Origin of the sequence: Helicobacter pylori, assembly GCF_014496965.1 — a bacterium.
In the GTDB taxonomy this organism is placed as follows: domain Bacteria; phylum Campylobacterota; class Campylobacteria; order Campylobacterales; family Helicobacteraceae; genus Helicobacter; species Helicobacter pylori_CZ.
The window spans coordinates 108,531-132,415 of record NZ_JACTCR010000002.1 but is presented as its reverse complement, the minus strand read 5'-3'; the positions used below and the strand labels follow the sequence as shown (position 1 = coordinate 132,415).

General features: G+C 36.9%; 20 protein-coding genes, 1 tRNA gene and 2 pseudogenes. 19 read left to right on the top strand and 4 right to left on the bottom strand.

What is annotated here, in order from left to right:
- The first annotated feature begins 114 nt into the window (after nucleotides 1-114).
- Nucleotides 115-1,506 (top strand): glutamate--tRNA ligase, encoded by a 1,392-nt coding sequence (gene gltX / locus H7O61_RS01655; RefSeq protein WP_187874945.1) that lies wholly within the window; start codon nucleotides 115-117, stop codon nucleotides 1,504-1,506.
- Between the two features lie 170 nt (nucleotides 1,507-1,676).
- On the opposite strand, the gene H7O61_RS01650 is transcribed toward gltX, so the two are convergent.
- From H7O61_RS01650 to modA, 3 genes are read right to left on the bottom strand one after another with little or no spacing between them, the layout of a single operon-like run.
- Nucleotides 1,677-2,474, bottom strand: coding sequence for an ATP-binding cassette domain-containing protein (locus tag H7O61_RS01650; protein ID WP_187874944.1), 798 nt, complete (start codon nucleotides 2,472-2,474; stop codon nucleotides 1,677-1,679).
- A complete protein-coding gene (gene modB, locus H7O61_RS01645; protein ID WP_187874943.1) occupies nucleotides 2,471-3,145 on the bottom strand; it encodes a molybdate ABC transporter permease subunit in 675 nt (224 codons plus the stop codon). The genes H7O61_RS01650 and modB overlap by 4 nt, the downstream gene beginning before the upstream one ends.
- A 22-nt stretch (nucleotides 3,146-3,167) precedes the next feature.
- Entirely contained in the window at nucleotides 3,168-3,908 is a 741-nt protein-coding gene (gene modA / locus H7O61_RS01640; protein ID WP_187874942.1) for a molybdate ABC transporter substrate-binding protein, read from the bottom strand.
- Nucleotides 3,909-3,936: 28 nt separating this feature from the next.
- Here modA and H7O61_RS08030 point away from each other — a divergent pair.
- The 11 genes and pseudogenes from H7O61_RS08030 to H7O61_RS07810 all read left to right on the top strand — a co-directional run bounded on the left by H7O61_RS08030 (nucleotide 3,937) and on the right by H7O61_RS07810 (nucleotide 13,826).
- Nucleotides 3,937-4,112: pseudogene (locus tag H7O61_RS08030) on the top strand (orotate phosphoribosyltransferase).
- 43 nt (nucleotides 4,113-4,155) lie between these two features.
- Nucleotides 4,156-4,716, top strand: a complete 561-nt coding sequence (locus H7O61_RS01635; RefSeq protein WP_187874941.1) for an outer membrane beta-barrel protein — start codon at nucleotides 4,156-4,158, stop codon at nucleotides 4,714-4,716.
- Nucleotides 4,700-4,882: a hypothetical protein gene (locus H7O61_RS07815; protein WP_231623811.1), complete on the top strand. Its 183-nt coding sequence runs from the start codon at nucleotides 4,700-4,702 to the stop codon at nucleotides 4,880-4,882. Before H7O61_RS01635 ends, H7O61_RS07815 begins: the two co-directional genes overlap by 17 nt.
- Before the next feature lie 150 nt (nucleotides 4,883-5,032).
- Nucleotides 5,033-6,283 (top strand): cation:proton antiporter, encoded by a 1,251-nt coding sequence (locus H7O61_RS01630; RefSeq protein WP_187874940.1) that lies wholly within the window; start codon nucleotides 5,033-5,035, stop codon nucleotides 6,281-6,283.
- A gap of 96 nt (nucleotides 6,284-6,379) precedes the next feature.
- Nucleotides 6,380-8,116: a M3 family oligoendopeptidase gene (locus H7O61_RS01625; RefSeq protein ID WP_187874939.1), complete on the top strand. Its 1,737-nt coding sequence runs from the start codon at nucleotides 6,380-6,382 to the stop codon at nucleotides 8,114-8,116.
- Nucleotides 8,101-8,589: a hypothetical protein gene (locus tag H7O61_RS01620; RefSeq protein ID WP_187874938.1), complete on the top strand. Its 489-nt coding sequence runs from the start codon at nucleotides 8,101-8,103 to the stop codon at nucleotides 8,587-8,589. The genes H7O61_RS01625 and H7O61_RS01620 overlap by 16 nt, the downstream gene beginning before the upstream one ends.
- Before the next feature lie 11 nt (nucleotides 8,590-8,600).
- Nucleotides 8,601-10,088 (top strand): DUF5644 domain-containing protein, encoded by a 1,488-nt coding sequence (locus tag H7O61_RS01615; protein WP_187874937.1) that lies wholly within the window; start codon nucleotides 8,601-8,603, stop codon nucleotides 10,086-10,088.
- 1 nt (nucleotide 10,089) lies between these two features.
- A complete protein-coding gene (locus tag H7O61_RS01610; protein ID WP_001860400.1) occupies nucleotides 10,090-10,404 on the top strand; it encodes a hypothetical protein in 315 nt (104 codons plus the stop codon).
- Nucleotides 10,405-10,413: 9 nt separating this feature from the next.
- Nucleotides 10,414-11,181 carry a TerB family tellurite resistance protein gene (locus H7O61_RS01605; RefSeq protein WP_187874936.1) on the top strand — a complete coding sequence of 256 codons (768 nt, stop codon included), beginning with the start codon at nucleotides 10,414-10,416 and terminating at the stop codon, nucleotides 11,179-11,181.
- A gap of 25 nt (nucleotides 11,182-11,206) precedes the next feature.
- On the top strand, nucleotides 11,207-13,102 hold the full coding sequence (locus tag H7O61_RS01600; protein ID WP_187874935.1) for a motility associated factor glycosyltransferase family protein: 1,896 nt from the start codon (nucleotides 11,207-11,209) through the stop codon (nucleotides 13,100-13,102).
- A gap of 47 nt (nucleotides 13,103-13,149) precedes the next feature.
- Nucleotides 13,150-13,826: pseudogene (locus tag H7O61_RS07810) on the top strand (type I restriction endonuclease).
- Here the strand turns inward: H7O61_RS07810 and H7O61_RS07960 are convergent.
- Nucleotides 13,810-13,944 (bottom strand): hypothetical protein, encoded by a 135-nt coding sequence (locus tag H7O61_RS07960; RefSeq protein WP_001146209.1) that lies wholly within the window; start codon nucleotides 13,942-13,944, stop codon nucleotides 13,810-13,812. The pseudogene H7O61_RS07810 and the gene H7O61_RS07960 sit on opposite strands and share 17 nt — an antisense overlap.
- A 55-nt stretch (nucleotides 13,945-13,999) precedes the next feature.
- Between H7O61_RS07960 and H7O61_RS01595 the strand changes: the two genes are divergently transcribed.
- The 7 genes from H7O61_RS01595 (at nucleotide 14,000) to pqqE (ending at nucleotide 23,875) form a co-directional block, all read left to right on the top strand.
- Nucleotides 14,000-16,276, top strand: coding sequence for a DEAD/DEAH box helicase family protein (locus tag H7O61_RS01595; protein WP_231623812.1), 2,277 nt, complete (start codon nucleotides 14,000-14,002; stop codon nucleotides 16,274-16,276).
- Nucleotides 16,269-17,900 carry an N-6 DNA methylase gene (locus H7O61_RS01590; protein WP_187874934.1) on the top strand — a complete coding sequence of 544 codons (1,632 nt, stop codon included), beginning with the start codon at nucleotides 16,269-16,271 and terminating at the stop codon, nucleotides 17,898-17,900. Before H7O61_RS01595 ends, H7O61_RS01590 begins: the two co-directional genes overlap by 8 nt.
- Complete coding sequence (locus H7O61_RS01585; RefSeq protein WP_187874933.1) at nucleotides 17,893-18,990, top strand: restriction endonuclease subunit S; 1,098 nt, start codon at nucleotides 17,893-17,895, stop codon at nucleotides 18,988-18,990. Before H7O61_RS01590 ends, H7O61_RS01585 begins: the two co-directional genes overlap by 8 nt.
- Nucleotides 18,991-19,254: 264 nt before the next feature.
- Nucleotides 19,255-19,332 (top strand) — tRNA-Pro (locus H7O61_RS01580).
- A gap of 92 nt (nucleotides 19,333-19,424) precedes the next feature.
- Entirely contained in the window at nucleotides 19,425-21,452 is a 2,028-nt protein-coding gene (locus tag H7O61_RS01575; protein WP_187874932.1) for an RNA degradosome polyphosphate kinase, read from the top strand.
- A gap of 36 nt (nucleotides 21,453-21,488) precedes the next feature.
- Nucleotides 21,489-22,544, top strand: coding sequence for a quinone-dependent dihydroorotate dehydrogenase (locus tag H7O61_RS01570; RefSeq protein ID WP_187874931.1), 1,056 nt, complete (start codon nucleotides 21,489-21,491; stop codon nucleotides 22,542-22,544).
- A complete protein-coding gene (pqqE, locus tag H7O61_RS01565; protein WP_187874930.1) occupies nucleotides 22,541-23,875 on the top strand; it encodes a zinc protease PqqE in 1,335 nt (444 codons plus the stop codon). The genes H7O61_RS01570 and pqqE overlap by 4 nt, the downstream gene beginning before the upstream one ends.
- Nucleotides 23,876-23,885: the final 10 nt, after the last annotated feature.

Below are 23,885 nucleotides of genomic sequence, written 5' to 3'. Positions count from 1 at the left end.
TGATCCTAATCAAAAATAATCTCAATGATACACTAATTTTAATAGAAAAAAGTGAAACAATTTTTAAGCCATTTTTGAATACAATAAGAGCATTTTATTTTTAAGGTTAGAATAATGAGTTTGATCGTTACGCGCTTCGCTCCATCGCCCACTGGCTACCTCCACATAGGAGGCTTAAGGACAGCCATTTTTAATTATCTTTTTGCACGAGCCAATCAAGGAAAATTTTTTTTACGCATTGAAGACACGGATTTGAGCCGTAACTCCATAGAAGCGGCTAACGCCATTGTAGAAGCTTTCAAATGGGTGGGGCTAGAACACGATGGAGAAATCCTCTATCAATCCAAACGCTTTGAGATTTATAAAGAATACATTCAAAAACTCTTAGACGAAGACAAAGCCTATTATTGCTACATGAGTAAAGATGAATTGGACGCTTTGAGAGAAGAACAAAAAGCTAGGAAAGAAACCCCACGCTATGACAATCGTTATCGTGATTTTAAAGGCACGCCCCCTAAAGGCATAGAGCCTGTGGTAAGGATCAAAGTCCCTCAAAATGAAATCATTGTTTTTAATGATGGGGTTAAAGGCGAAGTGAAAGTGAACACTAACGAATTAGACGATTTTATTATCGCCAGGAGCGATGGGACGCCCACTTATAATTTTGTGGTTACTATTGATGACGCTTTAATGGGGATTACTGATGTGATTAGAGGCGATGATCACCTTTCTAACACCCCTAAACAAATCGTTCTCTATAAGGCTTTGAATTTTAAAATCCCTAATTTTTTCCATGTGCCGATGATTTTGAATGAAGAAGGGCAAAAACTAAGCAAACGCCATGGGGCCACTAATGTGATGGACTATCAAGAAATGGGTTATCTTAAGGAAGCTTTAGTGAATTTTTTAGCGCGTTTGGGGTGGAGCTATCAAGATAAAGAGGTTTTTAGCATGCAAGAATTATTGGAATGTTTTGACCCTAAAGATTTAAATTCTTCGCCCAGTTGCTTTAGCTGGCACAAGCTTAATTGGCTCAACGCTCATTATTTGAAAAACCAAAGCGCGCAGGAATTATTAAAACTTTTAAAGCCTTTTAGTTTTAGCGATCTTTCTCATTTAAACCCCGCTCAATTGGATCGCTTGTTGGACGTCCTCAAAGAAAGATCTCAAACCCTAAAAGAATTAGCCCTTAAAATAGATGAGGTTTTAATCGCCCCTGTGGAGTATGAAGAAAAGATTTTTAAAAAACTCAATCAAGCGCTCGTCATGCCCTTGTTAGAAAAGTTTAAGCTGGAATTAAATACAACCAATTTCAACGATGAAAGCGCGCTAGAAAACGCCATGCACCAAATCATTGAAGACGAAAAGATTAAAGCGGGTAGTTTCATGCAGCCTTTAAGATTGGCCCTTTTGGGTAAGGGAGGCGGGATAGGCCTTAAAGAAGCGCTTTTTATTTTAGGCAAAACAGAGAGCGTCAAAAGGATAGAGGCATTTTTGAAAAGCTAAAAAATTGACTCTGTTTTCATGGAACGCTGATAATAAAAGGGCTTGATTTTAGCGGTTATGATAAGAGCAATTCCCTAAAACTTCAGCGTTATTTCTAATACGAAAATGGGTGCATAAAGTTTGCATTTTTGAAAATAAGAGGGGTTTAAGAAAAAAATGAAAAAATATTTCTAAAATTTTTTGCTTTGATTGAAATCAAGCTTAAAAGTTGGGTTCGGACAATCTTTGGGCAAACTGATCGTTTGAGGAATGACCTCATAATGGCAATAATTTTCATCTTCAAAGAGAGGTTTTACCAATAAGCGGTTTGAAAAAAGCCGATTTTCTTGATTAGGATTGATAATGCCATTGTTTAAAAAGAGGAAAGTTCGCGCGAGTTTGGTTATTTCGTTTGGATCATGACTCACCAATAACACGCTTAAATTTTCACGCTTGATAAAATCAAGCAAACCTTGTTGCACTTCGTTTTTTAAGGCGTTATCTAGGGCGTTTAAAGGCTCATCTAAAAGCAATAGATTTTTGGCTGCGATTAAAGCTCTTGCTAAAGCGACTCGTTGGGCTTGCCCACCAGAGAGTTGAAGAATTTTTTGCTGGCTTAGATTTTCTAAACGCATTAAGCGTAACACTTCGTGGATTTTATTTTTATCTTTAGGGTGAGCAAAGGCGATGTTTTGATACACGTTTAAATGAGGGAATAGAGCGTAATCTTGAAACACAAAGCCGATTTTTCGTTGTTGTGGTTTTAAAAAAATCTTTTTTTGAGTGTCTAGCCATACTGAATGATTGACTTCAATATAGCCGCTACTCACTGCTTCAAGCCCCGCTAAAATGCGTAAAATCGTGCTTTTACCCGCTCCCGATTCTCCTAATAAAGCGACAACTTCTGCTTCTTTAATTTCTAAGTCTATATTCAAATCAAACGCGCCCCTAGATCCTAAAAGGCGTTTTTTAAACTGCGCTTTTATCATAAAAACGAGCTTTGTTTTTTATTCAAAAATAGGGTAACAAATAAGAGGCTAAAACTGATAAGCGTGAGCGTTAAGGCGTATTGGTGGGCTTTAGAATAATTGAGCGCTTCAGTTTCGTTAAAAATCGCAATGCTAGCCACTCTTGTTTCCCCTAATATATCACCCCCAAGCATCATCACCACGCCAAATTCTCCTATCGTGTGCGTAAAAGTTGTAATGATAGCCATCAACACACTGGGTTTGATGTTAGGGAGTAGGACGAAAAAAAGGGTGTAATATTCCCCTTTACCCAAGCTATAACTGGCTTCTTTTAAAGAAGCGGGCAAGGAAATTAACGCGCTTTTAATAGGGCTTACCATAAAGGGCAAGGAAAAAATCACGCTCCCTAAAATAAGCCCTTGGAAACTAAAAACGAGTTTCACGTTTAACACATCTTGTAAAAACGCTCCCAAAAAAGAAGAGGGCGAAAAGATTAAAAGAAGATAAAACCCTAGCACGCTTGGGGGTAAAACTAAAGGCATATACACAAGCGTTTCTGTTAAACTCGTTAAAAGATTGCGTTTAAGACTTAAAAAATAGCCTAAAAAAATCCCTATAGGGAGTAAAATGAGGGTGGTAATCAAAGCTAAAGAAAAGCTCAAACGCATGGTAATCAAAAACTCATGATCCATTATCCGCCTTTTTTAATGCGTTTCAATCCACGATATAGCCGTATTCTTTAAAGATAGCTCTAGCTCTAGGGCTGAATAAAAAATCTTTAAAAACTTTGGCTAAAGGGTTATTAGCCCCATTTTTAGTGATGATTAAGGCTTGTTCAATAGGGTTATAAAGGGCTTTATCAATGATGAAATAAGAGAGGTTTTTGTCTTTTTTATCCATCAAGGATAACGCTCCAAAGCCTATTTGAGCGTTTTTGGTGGCGACGAATTGATGGGCTTGAGAAATAGAAGCGCCATAAATGATTTTAGATTTAAGACTGGAAGCGAGTTTTAAACGATCCAAGACTTCCATACTGGCTTTTCCATAAGGGGCTAGTTTAGGATTAGCCATAGCGATATGTTTAATTTTAGGGTCTTTAAGAATTTCTAAAGAATCCATTTTTAGATTTTCACTCCATAAAACCAACATGCCTTTAGCATAGACTTCTTCTTTAAAAGGGGTTATTTTTTCATCATAAAGCTTTTTAGGTCTGGTCATATCTGCTGAAATGAATAAATCAAAAGGGGCGTTTTGAATGATTTGAGCGTAGAGTTTGCCTGAAGAATTAAAACTAATTCTAATAGCGTCTTTTGGGTGTTCTTTTTGAAATTCTTTAACAAGGGCTTTTAAAGCGCGCGTAAGATTAGCAGCAGCAGCGATTTTTAAATCCTGTGCCAACAGAGCGCTTGAAAAAAATACGATTAAAAAGGCAAACGCTTTGAAAGTATTTTTCATAGAACTCCCTTTTATTAAATGATTGGAGTTGGTGATTATACCTAATTTGTATCTTAAAAATTTGTATTTTAAAAGTTTGAGATGGTTTTGTGGGTCTATCCCGCTTATCCATATTTACTTATCTATGGATTTATGGATTTAATCAATATTTTCACTCTAAAACCATCAATCTTTGATAAAAAATTAAATCTTTTAGAAAAATAACCGATTTTAGGGTGTAACTTTAATTCAACAAGAAGGATTTATTATGATCAAAAGAATTGCTTGTATTTTAAGCTTGAGCACGAGTTTAGCGCTTGCTGGCGAAGTGAATGGCTTTTTTATGGGTGCGGGTTATCAGCAAGGTCGTTATGGCCCTTATAACAGCAATTACTCTGATTGGCGCCATGGCAATGATCTTTATGGTTTGAATTTCAAATTAGGTTTTGTAGGCTTTACCAATAAATGGTTTGGGGCTAGGGTGTATGGCTTTTTAGATTGGTTTAACACTTCAGGGACCGAACACACAAAAACCAATTTGCTCACCTATGGTGGCGGTGGCGATTTGATTGTCAATCTCATTCCTTTGGATAAATTCGCTCTAGGTCTTATTGGTGGCGTTCAGTTAGCCGGAAACACTTGGATGTTCCCTTATGATGTCAATCAAACGAGATTCCAGTTCTTATGGAATTTAGGCGGAAGAATGCGCATTGGGGATCGTAGTGCGTTTGAAGCGGGCGTGAAATTCCCTATGGTTAATCAGGGTAGCAAAGATGTAGGGCTTATCCGCTACTATTCTTGGTATGTGGATTATGTCTTCACTTTCTAATTTGTTCTTCCATTCGCTCTTCTTCATCAAATTAAGCCCTAGCCGATTCTTGAAAGGTTGGGGTTCAAAAATCTTTTTCATAAATAGAAAGTTTCCTTTAGTGCAGTATAATCCTAGCGTTTTAATTTTTATTTTACTAAATAGAGCGTTTGGTGTTTGCGTTTGAATATGGGTTTAGTAAGATTTAAATAATAAAATACTTATATATATTTGATAGATACTATTTTATTCTAGTGTTATTTAATGGCTCAATTTAATAAGATAGTTTCGCTTTTATTTCTTTAAAACAAATCGATTCTACTGGGGAAAGGTTTTTATGGAAAATAACACACTTTATATTGTTATTGCTGGCTTATGGCTTGCTGTGGGCTTTGGAATCTTTTTAAAGAAATTAGACATGCCTGTTATCATTGGTTACATTTGCACAGGAACGGTCTTAGCGGCTTTTTTTAAAATTAATGATTTTAATTTGTTGTCTGATATTGGTGAATTTGGTATCGTCTTTTTAATGTTTATGATAGGCATTGAGTTTAATTTTGACAAGCTCAAATCCATCAAACAAGAAGTGCTGGTTTTTGGGCTTTTACAGGTTATTTTATGCGCTTTAATCGCTTTTTTAGTGGGGTATTTTGTTTTGGGTCTTTCACCCATTTTTTCCCTTGTTTTAGGCATGGGGCTTTCGCTCTCTTCAACCGCTATTGTGCTGAAATTCTTTGAAGATTCCAAACAGCTTAGCACGCCCATGGGAAAGAGCGCGGTGGGGATTTTGATTTTCCAAGATATTGCAGCCATTCCCATGCTTTTAATTTTGACGATTCTAGGCAGTAAAGATTCTAATGTCAATTTACTCATTCTTAAAACCTTTATTTCAGCAGGGATTATTTTAGTTCTTTTATTATTGCCTGGAAAAAAAGGGGCTAATCTCATCTTAGAGCAAGCAAAAGACACGCGCTTGCCTGAAATTTTTATAGGCACGATTTTAGTGATTGTTTGCAGCGCGGCGGGGTTGAGCCATTTTTTTGGGTTTTCTATGTCTTTAGGAGCGTTCATTGTGGGCATGGCCGTTTCTAAATCGCGCTATAAAATCAATGTCCAAGAAGAATTTGCGCAATTAAAAAACCTCTTCTTAGCCCTTTTTTTCATTACGATAGGGATGCAAATTAATGTGAGTTTCTTTATAGAGAAGTTCTTTGTTGTCATCTTTTTACTCATTTTAGTGATGGGTTTTAAGACGGCTATCATTTATGCACTTTTGCGTTTTTTTAGAGATGCTAAAACTGCCATAAAAACCGCTCTTTCTTTGGCGCAAATCGGGGAATTTTCTTTTGTTATTTTCTTAAATTCAGGCTCGCACCAGCTCTTTAATTTGCAAGAAAAAAAAGGGATTCTTGGTTTTTTGCACCAAAAAAATATCTTAAGTATCGCTCAACATGACATCCACCAGCTCCTTATTTTGATGGTGGTCTTTTCTATGTTGGCAACCCCTTTTATTTTAAAATACCTAGAATCTATCGCTCAATTTATTTTGCACCAAAAGAGCCAAGAAAATGAGCCGGCTAAAAAATAATTGCGTAAAAACCAAATGATAAGTTTGCTTGTATTGTCAGTGTTATGTTAAAATACAAGCGTATTGAACTCAAACTATTAAATAAAGGGGGCTTTTATGAAAGAGCAAGAATGGGATTTAAGCGCTTTATTTGAAAATAAAGAAAGTGCAGAAGAATTTTTAAAAACCTTACAAACAGAAGCACAAGAATTTGAGAGTGCTTATCAAAACAACCTTAAGAACTTAGACGCTACAGGATTTGCCAACGCTCTTAAACATTACGAAGATTTGTCAGAAAAAATCTCTAAAGCGATGACTTACGCTCAATTACTTTTTGCTAAAAACACCAAAGAAGCGAAGTTTTATTCGCAATGCGAAATGGCTTGCACAAATATCCAACAGCACCTTTTATTCTTTGAAATTGAATTTAAGAATTTAGACGCCAAAAAACAACTCGCTTCCATTAAAAAATGCAAAGACCATGCTTTTTATTTGAACAATCTCATAGAAAGGAAAAAACACACCCTAAATTTAGACGAAGAAAAAATCGCTCTAGCCCTTTCACCTGTGGGAGTGGGTGCGTTTAGCCGTCTTTTTGATGAGCATTTTTCTTCTTTGAAAATCCCTTTTGAAGAGCAACATTTGAGCGAAGAAGAAATTTTAGCCCTCTTGCACAACCCCAAACGCAAGATCCGTAAAAAATCTCAAAAAGCTTTCAGTAAAGCGTTAGAAAAATCTCGCCCTTTGCTCACTTACATTTTAAACATGGTGCGAAAAGATTTGCTCATTGAAACTAGGCTAAGAAAATACGACAAAAAAGAAAGTTTCCGCCACATTGACAATCAGATCTCGCAAGAGAGCGTGGATAGCATGATAGAGATTGTGAACGCTAATTTTTCTTTAGTGCATCGTTACTACCATCAAAAAGCGCAAATTTTAGGGCATAAACTCAAAGATTACGATCGCTACGCTCCTTTAAACGATGAGAGCATCACCATGACGTACTCTCAAGCTTTAGAAGAAGTGCTTAAAACCCTTAAAGCCTTTAGCCCTGAATTTCACAAAATCGCTTCTAAAGCGATCAAAGAGGGCTGGGTGGATTCACACCCTAAAGATTTTAAGCAAGGCGGGGCTTTTAGCCATGGCGCAGTGCCTAGCGCTCACCCTTATGTGTTGTTAAACTACACAGGAAACCGCCGAGACGCTTTCACTATCGCTCATGAATTTGGGCATATGATCCACCAAGAATTGTCCAAAAAACAAGGCGTATTGAACATGGATACGCCCTTAACCACCGCAGAAACCGCTTCTGTCTTTTCTGAAATGCTGTTTTTTGAGCATTTGAAAAAGGGTTTGAAATCTGATGAACTCCTTTTCATGCTGGCAGGCAAACTAGAGGATATTTTTTCTACCCTTTTTAGGCAAGTGGTGATGACTAATTTTGAAAGAAGAATCCACGAAATGGATGAAGAATTAGACACCAAAGATTTTGATCAAATCTGGTTTGAAGAAAATCAAAGAATGTTTGAAAAGAGCGTGAAACTCACTAAAAACTACCATTTGTGGTGGAGCTATATCCCCCATTTTATCCATTCGCCTTTTTATTGCTACGCTTATAGTTACGGGCAGCTTTTAACTTTAGCGCTTTATGGGCTTTATAAAAAAAGCGACGCTAAAGAGTTTGTTAAAACTTACACGGAATTTTTGAGTTTAGGAGGGTCAAAAAGCCCTAAAGAATTAGTGTCCATGTTTGGCTTTGACATTGATAGCAAAGAATTTTGGGAAATTGGCATGCAAGAGGTGCGTCATTTGTTAGAAGAATTTGAAAGGTTGCTCGCATGCAAAGAGAATTAAGGCTTTTAAACAACAAGCATTGCATTGAATACTTGCAATTTCTGTCCAAAAACCATTTGAGTTTTAACCTTTTGTGCGAAAGAGATGCGATTGATTTTTCCCCCAAACTCCCTAAAGAAATTCATGAAAAATTCGGCGCGTTGGTGCTGTTTGTTTTAGCCGGATACACCTTAGAAAGCTTGATAATTGATGCAAAAAGCGTGCAGTTTGAAGCCGGGTTTGGCCCTAATAACATTGGCAGCGTGGTTCAAGTGGAAATTCCTGGCATCATTCAAATCCTTATCAAAGAAAAAAATGAAAATGCCGTTTTATTCAATCGTTGCGATTCGCTTGAATTGTTTCAAAAAGAAGAGCCAATCACACAAGAGCCAAAAAAAGACGAGCGGGAGTCTAAAGAATGGCTGGATTCTAAAGAGGCCCTTTTTTCCAATTCCAAAAACCGCGCGATTTTAGAAGATCTGCACAAAAGCTAAAGGACTGATTGATGAGCGTTTTGAAATTGCACATAAAAGTCTTTCGTTTTGAAACCAACAAAGATTACAACCCTGCTTATGAGTCTTATTTTTTAGAATACCAAGAAGATCAATACCTTTTGGATCTTTTAAAACAACTCAAAGGCGTGAGCTATAATGAAAATATCGCGCTTAAAATCAACCAAATTGCGGTGTTTGAAGACGCTAAAGTGAGCGATTTGGTGGCGTTTTTTTCTAAAGAATGGGTGCTAGATCCCCTATCCAAACGATACGCTTTAAAAGACTTGGTGATTGATGAAAAGGCGGTTTTAAAAAACTATGAAGATTTTTTCAAACAAGTCCCCTACATCACTAAAGGCGAAAAAGAAGAATTAGAAAAGTTTATCCAAATCAATTTTATCAACCCCCAAACAAACCCTAAATATCTAGGCGATGGCTTTTTCTTGTATGTTAAATGGCTGATGAAGCGCTACCCCACAGAGCGCAACCGGTTATTAGAGATGATTTCTCAGCCTGAAAGCGGCGTGATGAATTTTTTAAGCGTGGCGCATTACCTCTATAAAAACGATGACAACATTGACCATGAAATCTATGAATTGCAAGAAATCCTAACCAATTCCAAAATCAAGCCATGGAAAGATTTTTCTAAAAACCTTTTAAGCCTTTTTCAATACAATTCTAACCCCCCTAAAACGCCTAACCCCCCTAAAACTTGCACGCTCTTTAACGCTTATGCGAAGCATTTAAACGCGCAATCGCTTCTAAAAAGCGCCAAGCTCTATTTAGAAAAAATGGGGCAAAAAACCATTGATCTGCCTTTTTGTTATGATGGAGGCTATTATGGGAAGATTATAAGCACGCATGATTTTCTCACCGCTTGCGCGTATAATTTGGCTCTAGCCAAAGCCAATGGCGTTTCGCTCATTTTTTGCGAAGAAGATGCATATTTGAATATCTTGCATGCTAAAGAAGTTTTAGACAACAACCCTGAAATCATCGACTCCATTAATGAAAAATTGAAAAAATACCAGCTTGTTTATGAAAAAGGCGTTGAGATAGTCTATCTTAATGAGTGGGTTAATGAATTTTTGGCATGGGAATTGAAAAGCCCTTTTGATGCGTTTTTAGGGGCTGAATTTTCTCGCATCAAACAAAGCGATCATTTTTTCAATAAAATCCGTTTAAAAGCCCCCCATTTTTTAGAGTCTTTTCAAAATTACGCCCCCCTTTTAGAAGTCAATGAAATAAGCGGCTTACTCCAGTGCGCGCATTTACGCTATTTAGGGATTGATTTAGGGGCGGATTTTTTAATCGCGCATTCTTTAGGGCTTTTTCACGCTTTTGAAAATTTAAGCTTAAAAGCTTCAAAGATTTATAAAAGAGATAATGACAACACCCCCACTTTATTTTTACCTCAAATCGCGCTAATGGCTATGGGGGAAAAAAACACGCAAGCTTTAGGGCTTGATGTGCATTATCATAAGGTTACTTTCATTTAAAATGAACGCTTTTTTAAAACTCGCACTCGCTTCTTTGATGGGGGGGCTTTGGTATGCTTTCAATGGCGAAGGCTCTGAGATTGTCGCTATAGGGATTTTTTTATTGATCTTGTTTGTTTTTTTCATCCGCCCTGTGAGTTTCCAAGACCCAGAAAAACGAGAAGAATACATAGAACGGCTTAAAAAAAACCATGAGAGGAAAATGATCTTACAAGACAAGCAAAAAGAAGAGCAAATGCGTCTTTATCAAGCCAAAAAAGAGCGAGAGAGCAGGCAAAAACAAGATCTTAAAGAACAAATGAAAAAATACTCATAAAGGAAAAAAATGGAAATCATTTTATTAATTGTTGCGGCGGTTGTGTTGTTTTATTTTTACAACACCCTCAAAGAATATTTGAAAAACCCCCTAAACCCTAAAACCAAAACCGAAGAATACGACTTGAAAAATGACCCCTATTTGTTGGTGCAATCTAGCCCCCTAGACAAATTCAAGCAAACCCAAACAGGCGCGTATATGCGTCTTTTAAAGTTTTTAGACATTCAAAAAAACGCTTTGGATAACGCCTTAAGGACGCTTTTTATCAATGAATTAGAGCAACCCTTAAACAGCGAACAGCAAAATTTAGCCAAAGAGCTTCTCAATGAGCCTGTGGATAAAAAAGAAAATTTTGAATCCTTATGCCAAGAAATCGCCGACCACACGCATGGGGAATACACCAAACGCCTGAAATTAGTGGAATTTCTTATGTTATTAGCCTATGCTGATGGGGTTTTGGATAGCAAAGAAAAAGAATTGTTTTTAGATGTGGGGGCGTTTTTGCAGATAGACAATCAAGATTTTAACGAGCTTTATGATAATTTTGAACGCTTCAATTCAATAGAAATCCCTATGTCTTTAGAAGAAGCAAAAAATCTTTTTGAAATCCAAACCAATATAACCAAGCAAGATTTAGAGGAAAAAGCCCTAAATTTAAGCACCCCCTACTACCATAAAATGAACGACAACAAACGCTACAGCGAACAAGATTTTATCTCGTTGAAAAAGATCGCCCTCGCTTCCCAACTCTTAGAAAATGCTTTAAAAAACTCCTAAGGGGTTTTATGAAAAAGGCTATTGAATGCCCTTTTTAAAAGCCCTAGAATCTTTTGATGCACCCTTTTTAGAAAAAGAAATTTCAAAGCGTTTTAGGGATAATTTAGTTTTTTTCAAATCTTATAATCCCCATCTTTTTAACGCTCTCAATACGCCTTTTAAAAATTACCAATTGCTTTTTGAAAAAAACCACTTCAATCTCTTACACACACCCACAAACGCTTTAAGCTACCCTAAAAATCAAATGGTAGAAATCGCTTTTAACATGGCTTCTAACCCCCTAAATAATCCCAGATGGTCATTAGACAATAACCACCTCTCTTTAAATTATTTAAAAACTCAAAACAACCCCAAACTCCCCCTAACCCTTAAAGCCACGCATGCGATCTCAAACTTTTTAGATGATTATCAAACGCCTTGCTCTTTAAAGAAATTCTTACCCCCTACCATGATTTATGGCGTCTTGGACGGCTTGTTTTTGGCTATTTTACAGGATCAAAATTACCGCTTCCATTCGCTTTATTTGTTTGAAGAAAATTTAGATTTGTTTAAAATCAGCTGTTATTTTGCGCGTTATGAAGATTTGATTACAAAAGGGGCTAAACTCTTTATTGAAGGGTTTTTTAACCCTAATGAATTAAAAATGGATTTTTTGAAACGCCCTATCACGCATTCTTTTTTAAAGCTAGAAATCATGCCCTATAAAAGCGCTTTTAATTCACGCATGCGAGAAAACATTCAAAGCTATTACAAACAAGCTTTAAGGGGTTGGGGGAGTTTTGAAGATGAATTGCTAGGATTAAAAAACACGCTTAAAAACTTACCCTTATACCAAACTCTAAAAACCAAACCTAAAAAGATTAACGCCCCCATTTGCGTGGTGGGTAACGGGCCAAGCCTGGATTTATTGTTGGATTTTTTAAAAGAAAATGAAGATCATTTCATCATTTTTTCATGCGGAACCGCTTTAAAGCCTTTAAAAACACATGGCATCAAAGTGGATTTTCAAATAGAAGTGGAGCGCATAGACTATCTTAAAGAGATTTTAGAAAAAGCCCCCCTAGAAGACACCCCCTTAATAGGGGCTAACATGCTCAATCCTAACGCTTTTAATGTGGCCAAAGAAGCGTTAATGTTTATGCGTGGGGGGAGCGCTTGCGCGTATATAAGCCCTTTAAATATAGAATACGCAGCGCCTTTTGTGGGCAATGCCGGGGTGGCTTTAGCGAGTTTGATGAGCGATGAAATTTATTTGTGCGCTTTAGATTGCGCTTATATCAAAGGGTTTAAAAAGCACGCTCAAAATTCCTATTACGAAAATGAAAAAGAAATTGACCCTTCGTCTTTAATCAGCGTAGAGGGTAATTTTAAAGGTTATGAAACTTTTAGCGACTCGCTTTTTTTGCTCTCTAAAGAAAGGATTGAAGAAGCCCTTAATTATTACCAGCCTAAAAAAGTCTATAATTTAAGTTATGGGGCTAAAATCAAGCATGCCGTTAGCCTCAATCATTCTCAAGTAAAATTGAAACATTCCAACAAACAAGAAGCTATCGCTCATATTAAAAGCATGTTTAGCCCTAAAAGTAACCATGCTAAGGATTTAAAAAATTTACAAAAAAATCTGATCAGTTTTAAAGAGAATTTTTTCATGCGTTTAAACACGCCTTGCAAAACCAAGCAAGAAATATTTGAATGGGTGGATAGCTTGAATGGATTTTGCCAAACAACAAGCGCTAAAACCCCCACTATAGGCATTTTATTTGAAGGGAGTATCGCTCATATCTTACAAAGCGTTCTGATCGTTTCATTGCATCTTAACGAAAATGAGCTTACGCATTTCACCAACCACTCTCAAAACACCTTAAAACAATTCCTTAAAAAAGCTTGTTTGTTATTGCAAATGCGACTCAAACAACCATGATTTTTATTTTTACATTATAATAACAACCTTCAATCAAAGGGATGCTCATGCCACACAATGAAATCACAAGGGTTCAAGTCCCTGCCTTAATGCATTTAGCCAAGTTGGGCTATGATTTTATTCCCACTAATTCTAAGCCTAACCTAGACACGGCCACTAATATTTTAACAGATAGTTTCACTCAAGCGTTTGAGCGATTAAACCCCACTAAAAACGCACAAGATTCGCTTACTGAAATGAAAAAACGCTTGAATTATGATGATTTAGGCAAAAGCTTTTATGAATACTTGCTCAAAAGCGAGCGTCAAATCATAGACTTTGATAACCCTAACAACAATCTTTATGAAATGATGGCTGAATTACCCTACAAATCCTTTAGGCCTGACATCACCCTTTTTATCAATGGCTTGCCTTTGGTGAATATAGAAGTTAAACAGCCTTACGCCGGAAAGGCATTAAAGAAGAAAGAGATCGCCACATCAAACGCTATGAAAACCCCGAAAACAAAGTTTTTTATAACCTTGCACAAATTTGGCTCTTTAGCGATAACTTGCCCTATGATGAAAACAACCCCAATCAAGGCGCGTTTTATAGCGCTTCTTATTCGCCCATTTTCCAACGCTTTGTTGAAGCTGATAAGCTAGATATTACCCCCCCCTCCGAAAAAATGATCAAAACCATCAAAACCACAAATCGCTTGAAGAAATTCAAAAAAGCGTCTTAAACGAATTTAACCTTAAAGACACCGACTGCCCAAAAAGCCCTAAAGACACCCCCACAAACGCCCTTTTAACTTCGTTTTGCTCTCCAAAAAGGCTTTGCTTTATCCTAAAATACGGCATCAGTTTCTTAAAAGAAAAATCAGAGTTTAAAAAACACATTTGGCGTTATGCACAGATGTTTGCGAGCTTGAATGTTTTAAAAGAATTGCAAAAGCATTATGAAAATAACCCCAAAGACCCCCTAAAAGGCATCATTTGGCACACGCAAGGCAGTGGTAAAACCGCCTTAACCTATCATTTAACCAAACTCATAAAAGACTTTTTTAGCCCACTAGGGAAAAAGACTAAATTTTATTTTATTGTGGATAGGTTGGATTTATTAGAGCAAGCCAAAAACGAGTTTTTAAAAAGAGGCCTTCAAGCGCATGAGGCAGAAAATAAAGAGGGTTTGAGCCAAAAATTAAAAAGCTCTAGCGTGTTTGAAAACCCTCAAGGGAATGATGAAATCATCGTTGTGAATATCCAAAAATTCCAAGCCCCCAATGAAGACTCCTCTCATAGCGCTCCTAAAGAAATTATTTCTAAAACAGACTTGCAAGAATCCATTCAAAACAGCCACGATTTACAAAGGGTGTTTATCATAGATGAAGCCCACAGGAGCTACGATCCTAAAGGTTGTTTTTACGCTAATTTGATAGAATGCGACAAGACAGCGATTAAAATCGCCCTCACAGGCACGCCCCTATTAGAAGACAACACGCAAGATAAAGCCACTAAAAAAACTTTTGGCAACTACTTGCACACCTATTCTTACACAGAATCCATTAAAGACGCCCACACCCTAACACTCCAGTTAGAAACCATTGAAACGAGCTACAAAGAAAAACTACAAGAAATCTATCGCCTTTTACAAGAAAGCATCATTATTGAAGACATAGAGGTTAAAAAAGAAACGATTTTTAATGATGAGAAATACATTAAAGAAATGCTCTCTTATATCATTAGAGATTTATTGAAATTCAGACAACTGAATGACGACAACGAACACTTAAAAGCCATGGTGGTTTGTTTTTCAAGCAAGCAAGCTAGATTAGCTAATTTTCTTTTTAATGAAGTCCAAGAAGAAGTCTTACAAAAAAACCCCAACCTAAGGATTTTAAACAAACTCAAATCTAGCCTGATTTTGCATGATGAGCAAGAAGTCAAAGAAAAGATTTATTCTTTCAAACATGAAGATACGGATATAGCCTTTGTGTTTAACATGCTTTTAACCGGCTTTGATTCACCCAATCTCAAGCGCCTTTATATCCACAGAGAGTTAAAAGATCACAATTTACTCCAAGCCCTAGCCAGAGTGAATCGCCCCTATAACAACATGTCTTTTGGCTACCTTATAGATTTTGTAGGGATTCAAGAAAATTTTGACAAAACGACTGATGATTATTTGAAAGAGTTAAACCAATTCAATCAAAGCGATCCTAATATCAAAGACAATCTCAAAGACATGTTTGCGGATCGTAAGGTTTTAGAAAAAGACATTAAAAACGCCTATAACGATCTTTTTGATTACCCCATTGATAATATAGAGGACATGACTAACGCCATTGTGAATATGAGCGGCATTGACGAGTTACAAAAAGTTTCACACGCTATCAACACGCTCAAAGAACGCTACAATTTAATCCGCACTTCTAATGATGAAAAAATCCTTTCATTAAAAGAAAAAATTGATATTGAAAAGATCAATAAAATCTCTTCAACGCTTCATAAAAAAGCCAAACACCTCCATGCGTTAAAAAATATCAATGAGCCTAAAAACCCAAACGATTTAATCATTTTAGAAGACCTCATCGCTCTTTTAGACTTTAAAATAGCGTATAAAGAAAGCAAAGAATTACACTTCAAAGAAAGCGAAGAAATTAGCGCCAAACAAAAGCAAGCTAAAGAGATTTTAGAAACAATCCCGGATCAAAAAGATAAAGAAATCCAAAAGATTTATAAAGACTTTTCAAAACTGCTCCAAACGCCCGCAACAAGCCAGAATTTTGAGGAGATTTCTCATTCTTATAGCGCGATCATTTCACAACTCAAACAACACAACCAACAAACCACCCACTTATTAAATAAATACGATAATGCTCTAGCTTATGCGATCACGCACAAGCGCCTCCACGAACGCCTCCACGAACGCCTCATGAAAGAAAACATTTCTGACCAAGCGGGAATTTTCACGATTTTAAGCGCCTTAAAAAGCGCTATTGATGAGCGTATTTCTAAGCGTCAAGAAATCTTAAACGAAGAATACCACCTAAAAAATGCCATAAAACTAGAATTAAGGAACGCTTTCAAAGAAAACCCCTCCTTAAAAGATTTAGAAAAAGAAAAAGAATTTATCATTCAAACCCTTTTTAACGAGCTACAAAACCACCATCAAGGAAATTCGCATGCCTAATAACGCTTTATTGCAAATCAAACAAAACACCCTCAATCTCATTGATGATTTAAAAGTCATTTGCGCGAGTTTTGGTTTAGGGAACGACGGCAACGAATACAAGATTATCACACAATGCTTTTTGTATAAATTCTTATGCGATAAGTTTGAATTCCTTTTTGAACAAGAATTTCCTAACCAAACAATACAAGATTACAAAGACTTTAACGAAGAAGAAAAAGAAGATTTTTTTATTACCTTAATTGATAAAAGACTCCCCAAACTAGCCTATGATGATCTTTTAAGCTATCTTTTTGAAAAACATTTTAACGATAACGATTTGCACCTAAAGCTAGATATTATTTTTAATCGTATTTCTAGCAATAATGCCGAGCTTTTCAACACCAAAAGCACGGATGAAACCAATATCGCCCTATTTGAAAGCATCTCACAATACATTAATGAAGAGTCTAAAAGGGCTAATTTCACCAGAGTTTTACTAGACAAACTCAAAAATTTTGATTTCAAACAAGCTTTTTTAAACCTGCAAAACCAGCAAGGCTATGATTTTTTCGCCCCCATTTTTGAATACTTACTCAAAGATTACAATAACGCCGGAGGAGGCAAATACGCCGAATACTACACCCCTTTAAGCATCGCTAGCATCATTGCTAAGCTTTTAGTTAATGAGCCAACTAAAAATGTCAAAATCTATGACCCAAGTGCAGGCACAGGAACGCTTTTAATGGCATTAGCCCACCAAATAGGCACGGATTCTTGCACCCTTTATGCCCAAGACATTTCGCAAAAATCCTTAAAAATGCTCAAACTCAACCTCATTTTAAACGACTTGACCCACTCTTTAAAATACGCCATTGAGGGAAACACTTTAACCAACCCCTACCATTCTAAAGAATGCAAAGGGAAAATGGATTACATCGTGAGTAACCCCCCTTTCAAGCTAGATTTTTCCAACGAGCATGCCGAAATTTCGCAAAACAAAAACGATTTTTTCTTAGGCGTGCCTAATATCCCTAAAAACGATAAAAGCAAAATGCCCATTTACACGCTCTTTTTCCAGCATTGCTTGAACATGCTTAGCGATAAGGGTAAGGGGGCTATAGTCGTGCCAACCGGATTCATTAGCGCTAAAAGCGGGGTAGAAAATAAGATTGTCAGGCATTTAGTGGATAAAAAGCTCGTTTATGGGGTGATTTGCATGCCCAGTCAAGTTTTTGCCAACACCGGCACTAATGTGAGCATCATCTTTTTTAAAAAAACGCCAAGCGCAAATGAAGTGGTTTTGATTGACGCTTCCAAACTCGGCGAAGAATACACCGAAAACAAAAACAAAAAAACGCGCTTAAGAGGGAGCGATATTGATTTGATTTTAGAAACTTTTCAAAATAAAACCCAAAAAGCGGATTTTTGCGCTCTGGTTTCTTTTGATGAAATCACAGAAAAAAATTATTCTCTAAACCCCGGGCAGTATTTCACTATAGAAGACACAAGCGAGAAAATAAGCCAAGCAGAGTTTGAAAACTTAATGCAACAATATTCAAGCGAATTGACAAGCCTTTTTGATGAAAGCCAGAGCTTGCAACAAGAAATTTTAGAAACTTTAAAAGGGGTTAGGTTTGAGTGAGTGGCAAACATTTTGTTTAAAAGATTTAGGAAAAATAGTCGGTGGCGCTACCCCATCTACCAATAACCCCAAAAACTATGGCAATAAAATTGCTTGGATTACCCCTAAAGATTTATCCACTTTACAAGGGCGTTACATTAAAAAAGGCAGCCGTAGCATTTCACGCTTAGGATTTAAATCATGCTCTTGTGTATTACTCCCAAAACATGCCATTTTATTTTCTTCAAGAGCTCCCATAGGTTATGTGGCTATTGCCAAAAAAAGGCTATGCACCAATCAAGATTTTAAAAGCATTATCCCTAACAAAAAAATTTATTTTGAATTTTTATACTACTTACTAAAGTATCATAAAAACAATTTTATAAACATGGGTGAAGGAACTACTATTAAAGGAATTTATAATATTGCTTTAGGTCTGTTTAAAGTTAAGATACCCCCTACTTATTACGAACAACAAAAAATCGCCCGCACGCTTTCTATCCTAGATCAAAAAATTGAAAACAACCACAAAATCAATGAGCTTTTACACAACCTCGCTCATAAAGTCTATGAATATTATTTCAAATACAAACCTAAAAATGCAAAGCTAGAACAAATTATTATTGAAAATCCTAAATCTAGTATTATGGTTAAAAACGCCCAAAAAACCCAAGATAAATACCCCTTTTTTACAAGCGGAGATAATATCTTATCCTATCCTAAAGCGATCATTGATGGCAGAAATTGCTTTTTAAACACTGGAGGTAATGCTGGTATTAAATTTTATGTAGGCAAAGCTTCTTATTCAACGGATACTTGGTGTATTGGCGCTAACGAATTTAGCGACTATTTATATTTACTGCTTTCAAGCATAAAAACCTATATCAATCAAAGCTTTTTTCAAGGAACTAGCCTTAAACACTTACAAAAAAATTTGCTTAAAAAATATCCTATTTACATGCCGTCCGTGCATGAAATTAAAAAATTTAATCAAATTATTATGCCTCTACTCACGCTTATATCCATTAACACAAGAACTTCTAAAAAATTAGAACAAATCAGGGACTTTCTACTCCCCCTACTCTTAAAACAACAAGTCAAACCAAAATGAAAAATCTTATAGTAAAACTCATTTCCTTAAGGGGATAGGGGGTATTTTGCGATAATACCCCCTTAACCCCCTTAAGAAACCCCCTAACCCCCAAGACCGCTTTTTCAATAAGCTATCGCTTGACTAGCGTCAAGCTCTTTTATATTTTTATTTTAAAAAATGCTTTTAGCATTTTTTAGGTTTTTGTGTCTAACCCACAACAAATAAAAACCAAAAATAAGCAATAACTAAGAAAACTTATATTAAAATACCCCTTTTTGATTGCGGAGTATGGCGCAGCCTGATTAGCGCGCACCCTTGGGGTGGGTGAGGTCGTGGGTTTGAATCCCGCTACTCCGACCATGACTTTTTAAAAAAGCTTCAATCATTATCATTTCATTATATAATCACACCAAACAAACTGATTTTTAAACATGATGATTAAAGGATTTCTATTGAATCGTTTCTTTAACCGAGAGCTTTCATGGTTAGCTTTTAACACAAGGGTTTTAAACGAAGCCAAAGATGAGAGCTTGCCTTTATTAGAGCGCTTGAAATTTTTAGCCATTTATGACACGAATTTAGACGAATTTTACATGATAAGAGCGGCAGGGCTTAAACAACTCTATGAGCATAAAATCGCCTCTAAAGGCATTGATGGCGCAAGCCCTGAAGAACAATTAGAAAAAATCAAGCATTATTTAGCGCATGAAATTGAAGAAAGGGAGTTAGAATTCCAAAAAATCCAAGCCCTACTCTTCAAAAAAGGGCTTTGTATCACCCCCTATAATGAATTGAATTTGGAGCAAAAAGCTAAGGCTAAAACCTATTTTAAAGAGCAACTTTATGCGTTAGTTTTGCCTTTTAAGTTGGATTCTTCGCACACTTTCCCGCCTTTAGCGAATTTGACTTTCGCGCTTTTTGCCCGCATTAAAGACAAAGAAACCCAAACCATCTCCTATGCGCTCATCAAACTCCCCTCTTTTATCTTCCGTTTTGTAGAGCTAGAAAAAGGCTTGTTTGTGCTGGCTGAAGAAATCGTAGAAGCGCATTTAGAAGAATTGTTTTTAGAGCATGAGATTTTAGATTGCATGGCGTTTAGGGTAACTTGCGATGCGGATATTGCCATCACTGAAGATGAAGCGCATGATTATGCGGATTTGATGAGTAAGAGTTTAAGGAAACGCAATCAAGGCGAAATCGTGCGCTTGCAAACCCAAAAAGGGAGTCAAGAGCTTTTAAAAACCCTTTTAGCGTCTTTAAGGAGTTTTCAAACCCACTCTTACAAAAAGCACAAACTCACCGGCATGCATGCCTATAAAAGCGCGATCATGCTCAATTTAGGGGATTTGTGGGAATTGGTCAATCATAGCGATTTTAAAGCGCTTAAATCGCCCAATTTCACGCCCAAAATCCACCCTCATTTCAATGAAAACGATCTCTTTAAATCCATAGAAAAGCAAGATCTGTTGCTGTTCCACCCGTATGAAAGTTTTGAGCCTGTGATTGATCTAATAGAGCAAGCCGCTAGCGATCCCACCACCCTTTCTATCAAAATGACGCTTTATCGTGTGGGCAAGCATTCCCCCATTGTCAAAGCCTTAATTGAAGCGGCGAGTAAGATTCAAGTGAGCGTTTTAGTGGAATTAAAAGCGCGCTTTGATGAAGAGAGCAATCTGCATTGGGCAAAAGCTTTAGAAAGGGCGGGCGCGTTAGTCGTTTATGGCGTTTTCAAACTCAAAGTGCATGCTAAAATGCTAGTGATCACTAAAAAAACAGACAACCAATTACGCCATTTCACCCATTTAAGCACGGGCAATTACAACCCTTTGAGCGCTAAAATCTATACCGATGTGAGTTTTTTTAGCGCTAAAAATGAAATCGCTAACGACATTATCAAGCTTTTCCATTCCTTGCTCACTAGTAGCGCGACTAATAGCGCATTAGAAACGCTTTTTATGGCGCCCAAACAGATCAAGCCTAAAATCATTACACTCATTCAAAATGAAATGAATCGCCAACAAGAAGGCTATATCATTTTAAAAGCCAACGCCCTAGTAGATAGCGAAATCATTGAATGGCTCTATCAAGCCTCTCAAAAAGGGGTTAAAATTGATCTCATTATTAGAGGGATTTGCTGTTTAAAGCCCCAAGTCAAGGGATTGAGCGAAAATATCAGGGTGTATTCTATTGTGGGGAAATATTTAGAACATGCGCGCATTTATTATTTTAAACATGAGAATATCTATTTTTCTAGCGCGGATTTAATGCCCAGAAATTTAGAAAGGCGCGTGGAATTGCTTGTCCCGGCCACAAACCCAAAGATCGCTAATAAATTGTTGCATATTTTAGAAATCCAATTGAAAGACACCCTAAAACGCTATGAGTTAAATTCTAAAGGCCGTTATATTAAAGTTTCAAACCCTAACGATCCTTTAAATTCACAAGATTATTTTGAAAAACAAGCCCTTAAAACCTTTTAAGGGTTATTGTTCAAATCATAAAAGATAAGGATTTAAATGCTTTATTCGTTATTAAAAAAATATCTTTTTAGCCTAGACGCTGAAGACGCACATGAAAAAGTGTGTAAAATTTTAAGAATGCTTTCTTCATCGCCCTTTTTGTGTGGTTTGATTGATTCTCAATGGGGTTATAAAAACCCAAAGCTTGAAAATGAAATTTTAGGCTTGCATTTCCCTAACCCTTTAGGATTAGCCGCCGGTTTTGATAAAAATATCTCCATGCTCAGGGCTTTAATCGCTTTTGGGTTTGGCTATTTAGAAGCAGGCACTCTCACCAATGAAGCGCAAGTGGGGAATGAAAGGCCAAGGCTTTTTAGGCACATTGAAGAAGAGTCCTTGCAAAATGCGATGGGGTTTAATAATCATGGGGCAATTTTAGCAGCGAGATCGTTCAATCGCTTCGCCCCTTATAAAACCCCTATTGGCATCAATTTAGGCAAAAACAAACGCATAGAGCAAGCGCATGCCCTAAAAGATTACAAGGCGGTTTTAAATAAATGTTTAAACATTGGCGATTATTACACCTTCAACCTTTCTTCGCCCAACACCCCTAATTTAAGGGATTTGCAAAACAAAGCGTTTGTGAATGAGCTTTTTTGCATGGCGAAAGAAATGACCCATAAGCCTTTATTTTTAAAAATCGCCCCGGATTTAGAAATAGATGGCATGCTAGAAGTGGTCAATAGCGCTATTGAAGCAGGAGTGCATGGAATCATTGCGACTAACACCACGATTGATAAAAGCCTGGTGTTCGCTCCTAAAGAAATGGGGGGCTTGAGCGGGAAATGTTTGACTAAAAAAAGCCGTGAAATCTTTAAAGAACTGGCTAAAGCTTTTTTTAATAAAAGCGTTCTTGTTTCTGTGGGGGGGATTAGCGATGCCAAAGAAGCTTATGAAAGGATTAAAATGGGAGCGAGTCTGTTACAAATTTATAGCGCTTTTATTTACAATGGGCCAAATTTATGCCAAAATATTCTTAAAGATTTGGTAAAATTACTCCAAAAAGATGGATTTTTGAGCGTCAAAGAGGCTATAGGAGCGGATTTAAGATGAGATATTTTTCTGTTAAAAGACTTTTGAGGCTTAGTTCTGTCTTGTTAGTCACTTTAGGAGCGAGCATGCACGCACAATCTTACTTACCCAAACATGAGAGTATTACTTTAAAAAATGGGTTGCAAGTCGTAAGCGTCCCCCTAGAAAATAAAACCGGGGTTATAGAAGTGGATGTGCTTTATAAAGTCGGCTCTAGGAACGAAGTCATGGGCAAGAGCGGGATCGCTCACATGTTAGAGCATTTGAATTTTAAAAGCACCAAAAACCTTAAAGCCGGCGAATTTGATAAAATCGTTAAGCGTTTTGGGGGCGTGAGTAACGCTTCTACGAGCTTTGATATTACACGCTATTTCATTAAAACCAGTCAGGCTAACCTAGATAAATCTTTAGAATTGTTCGCTGAAACCATGGGTTCTTTGAATTTAAAAGAAGATGAGTTTTTACCTGAGCGTCAAGTGGTCGCTGAAGAAAGGCGATGGCGCACTGATAATTCCCCTATCGGCATGCTTTATTTCCGCTTTTTTAACACCGCTTATGTCTATCACCCCTACCATTGGACGCCCATTGGTTTTATGGACGATATTCAAAACTGGACTTTAAAAGACATTAAAAAATTCCATTCGCTCTATTATCAGCCTAAAAACGCTATCGTTTTAGTGGTGGGCGATGTCAATTCCCAAAAGGTTTTTGAATTGACTAAAAAGCATTTTGAATCCTTAAAAAACCTTGATGAAAAGGCTATCCCCACCCCTTACATGAAAGAGCCTAAGCAAGATGGGGCAAGAACGGCAGTCGTGCATAAAGATGGGGTCCATTTAGAATGGGTAGCGTTAGGGTATAAAGTGCCTGCTTTCAAGCATAAAGATCAAGTCGCCCTAGACGCGTTAAGCAAGCTTTTAGGCGAAGGCAAAAGCTCGTGGTTACAAAGCGAATTAGTGGATAAAAAACGCCTAGCCTCTCAAGCTTTCTCGCACAACATGCAATTACAAGATGAAAGCGTGTTTTTATTCATCGCTGGGGGTAATCCTAATATCAAAGCTGAAGCCTTACAAAAAGAAATCGTAGCGCTTTTAGAAAAGCTTAAAAAAGGTGAAATCACTCAAGCGGAATTAGACAAGATCAAAATCAATCAAAAAGCTGATTTTATTTCTAATTTAGAAAGTTCTAGCGATGTGGCGGGGCTTTTTGCGGACTATCTAGTGCAAAACGATCTTCAAGGCTTGACCGATTATCAGCAACAATTTTTGGATTTGAAAGTGAGCGATTTGGTGCGTGTGGCTAATGAATATTTTAAAGACGCCCAATCAACCACCGTGTTTTTGAAACCTTAAAAGAGCCTTA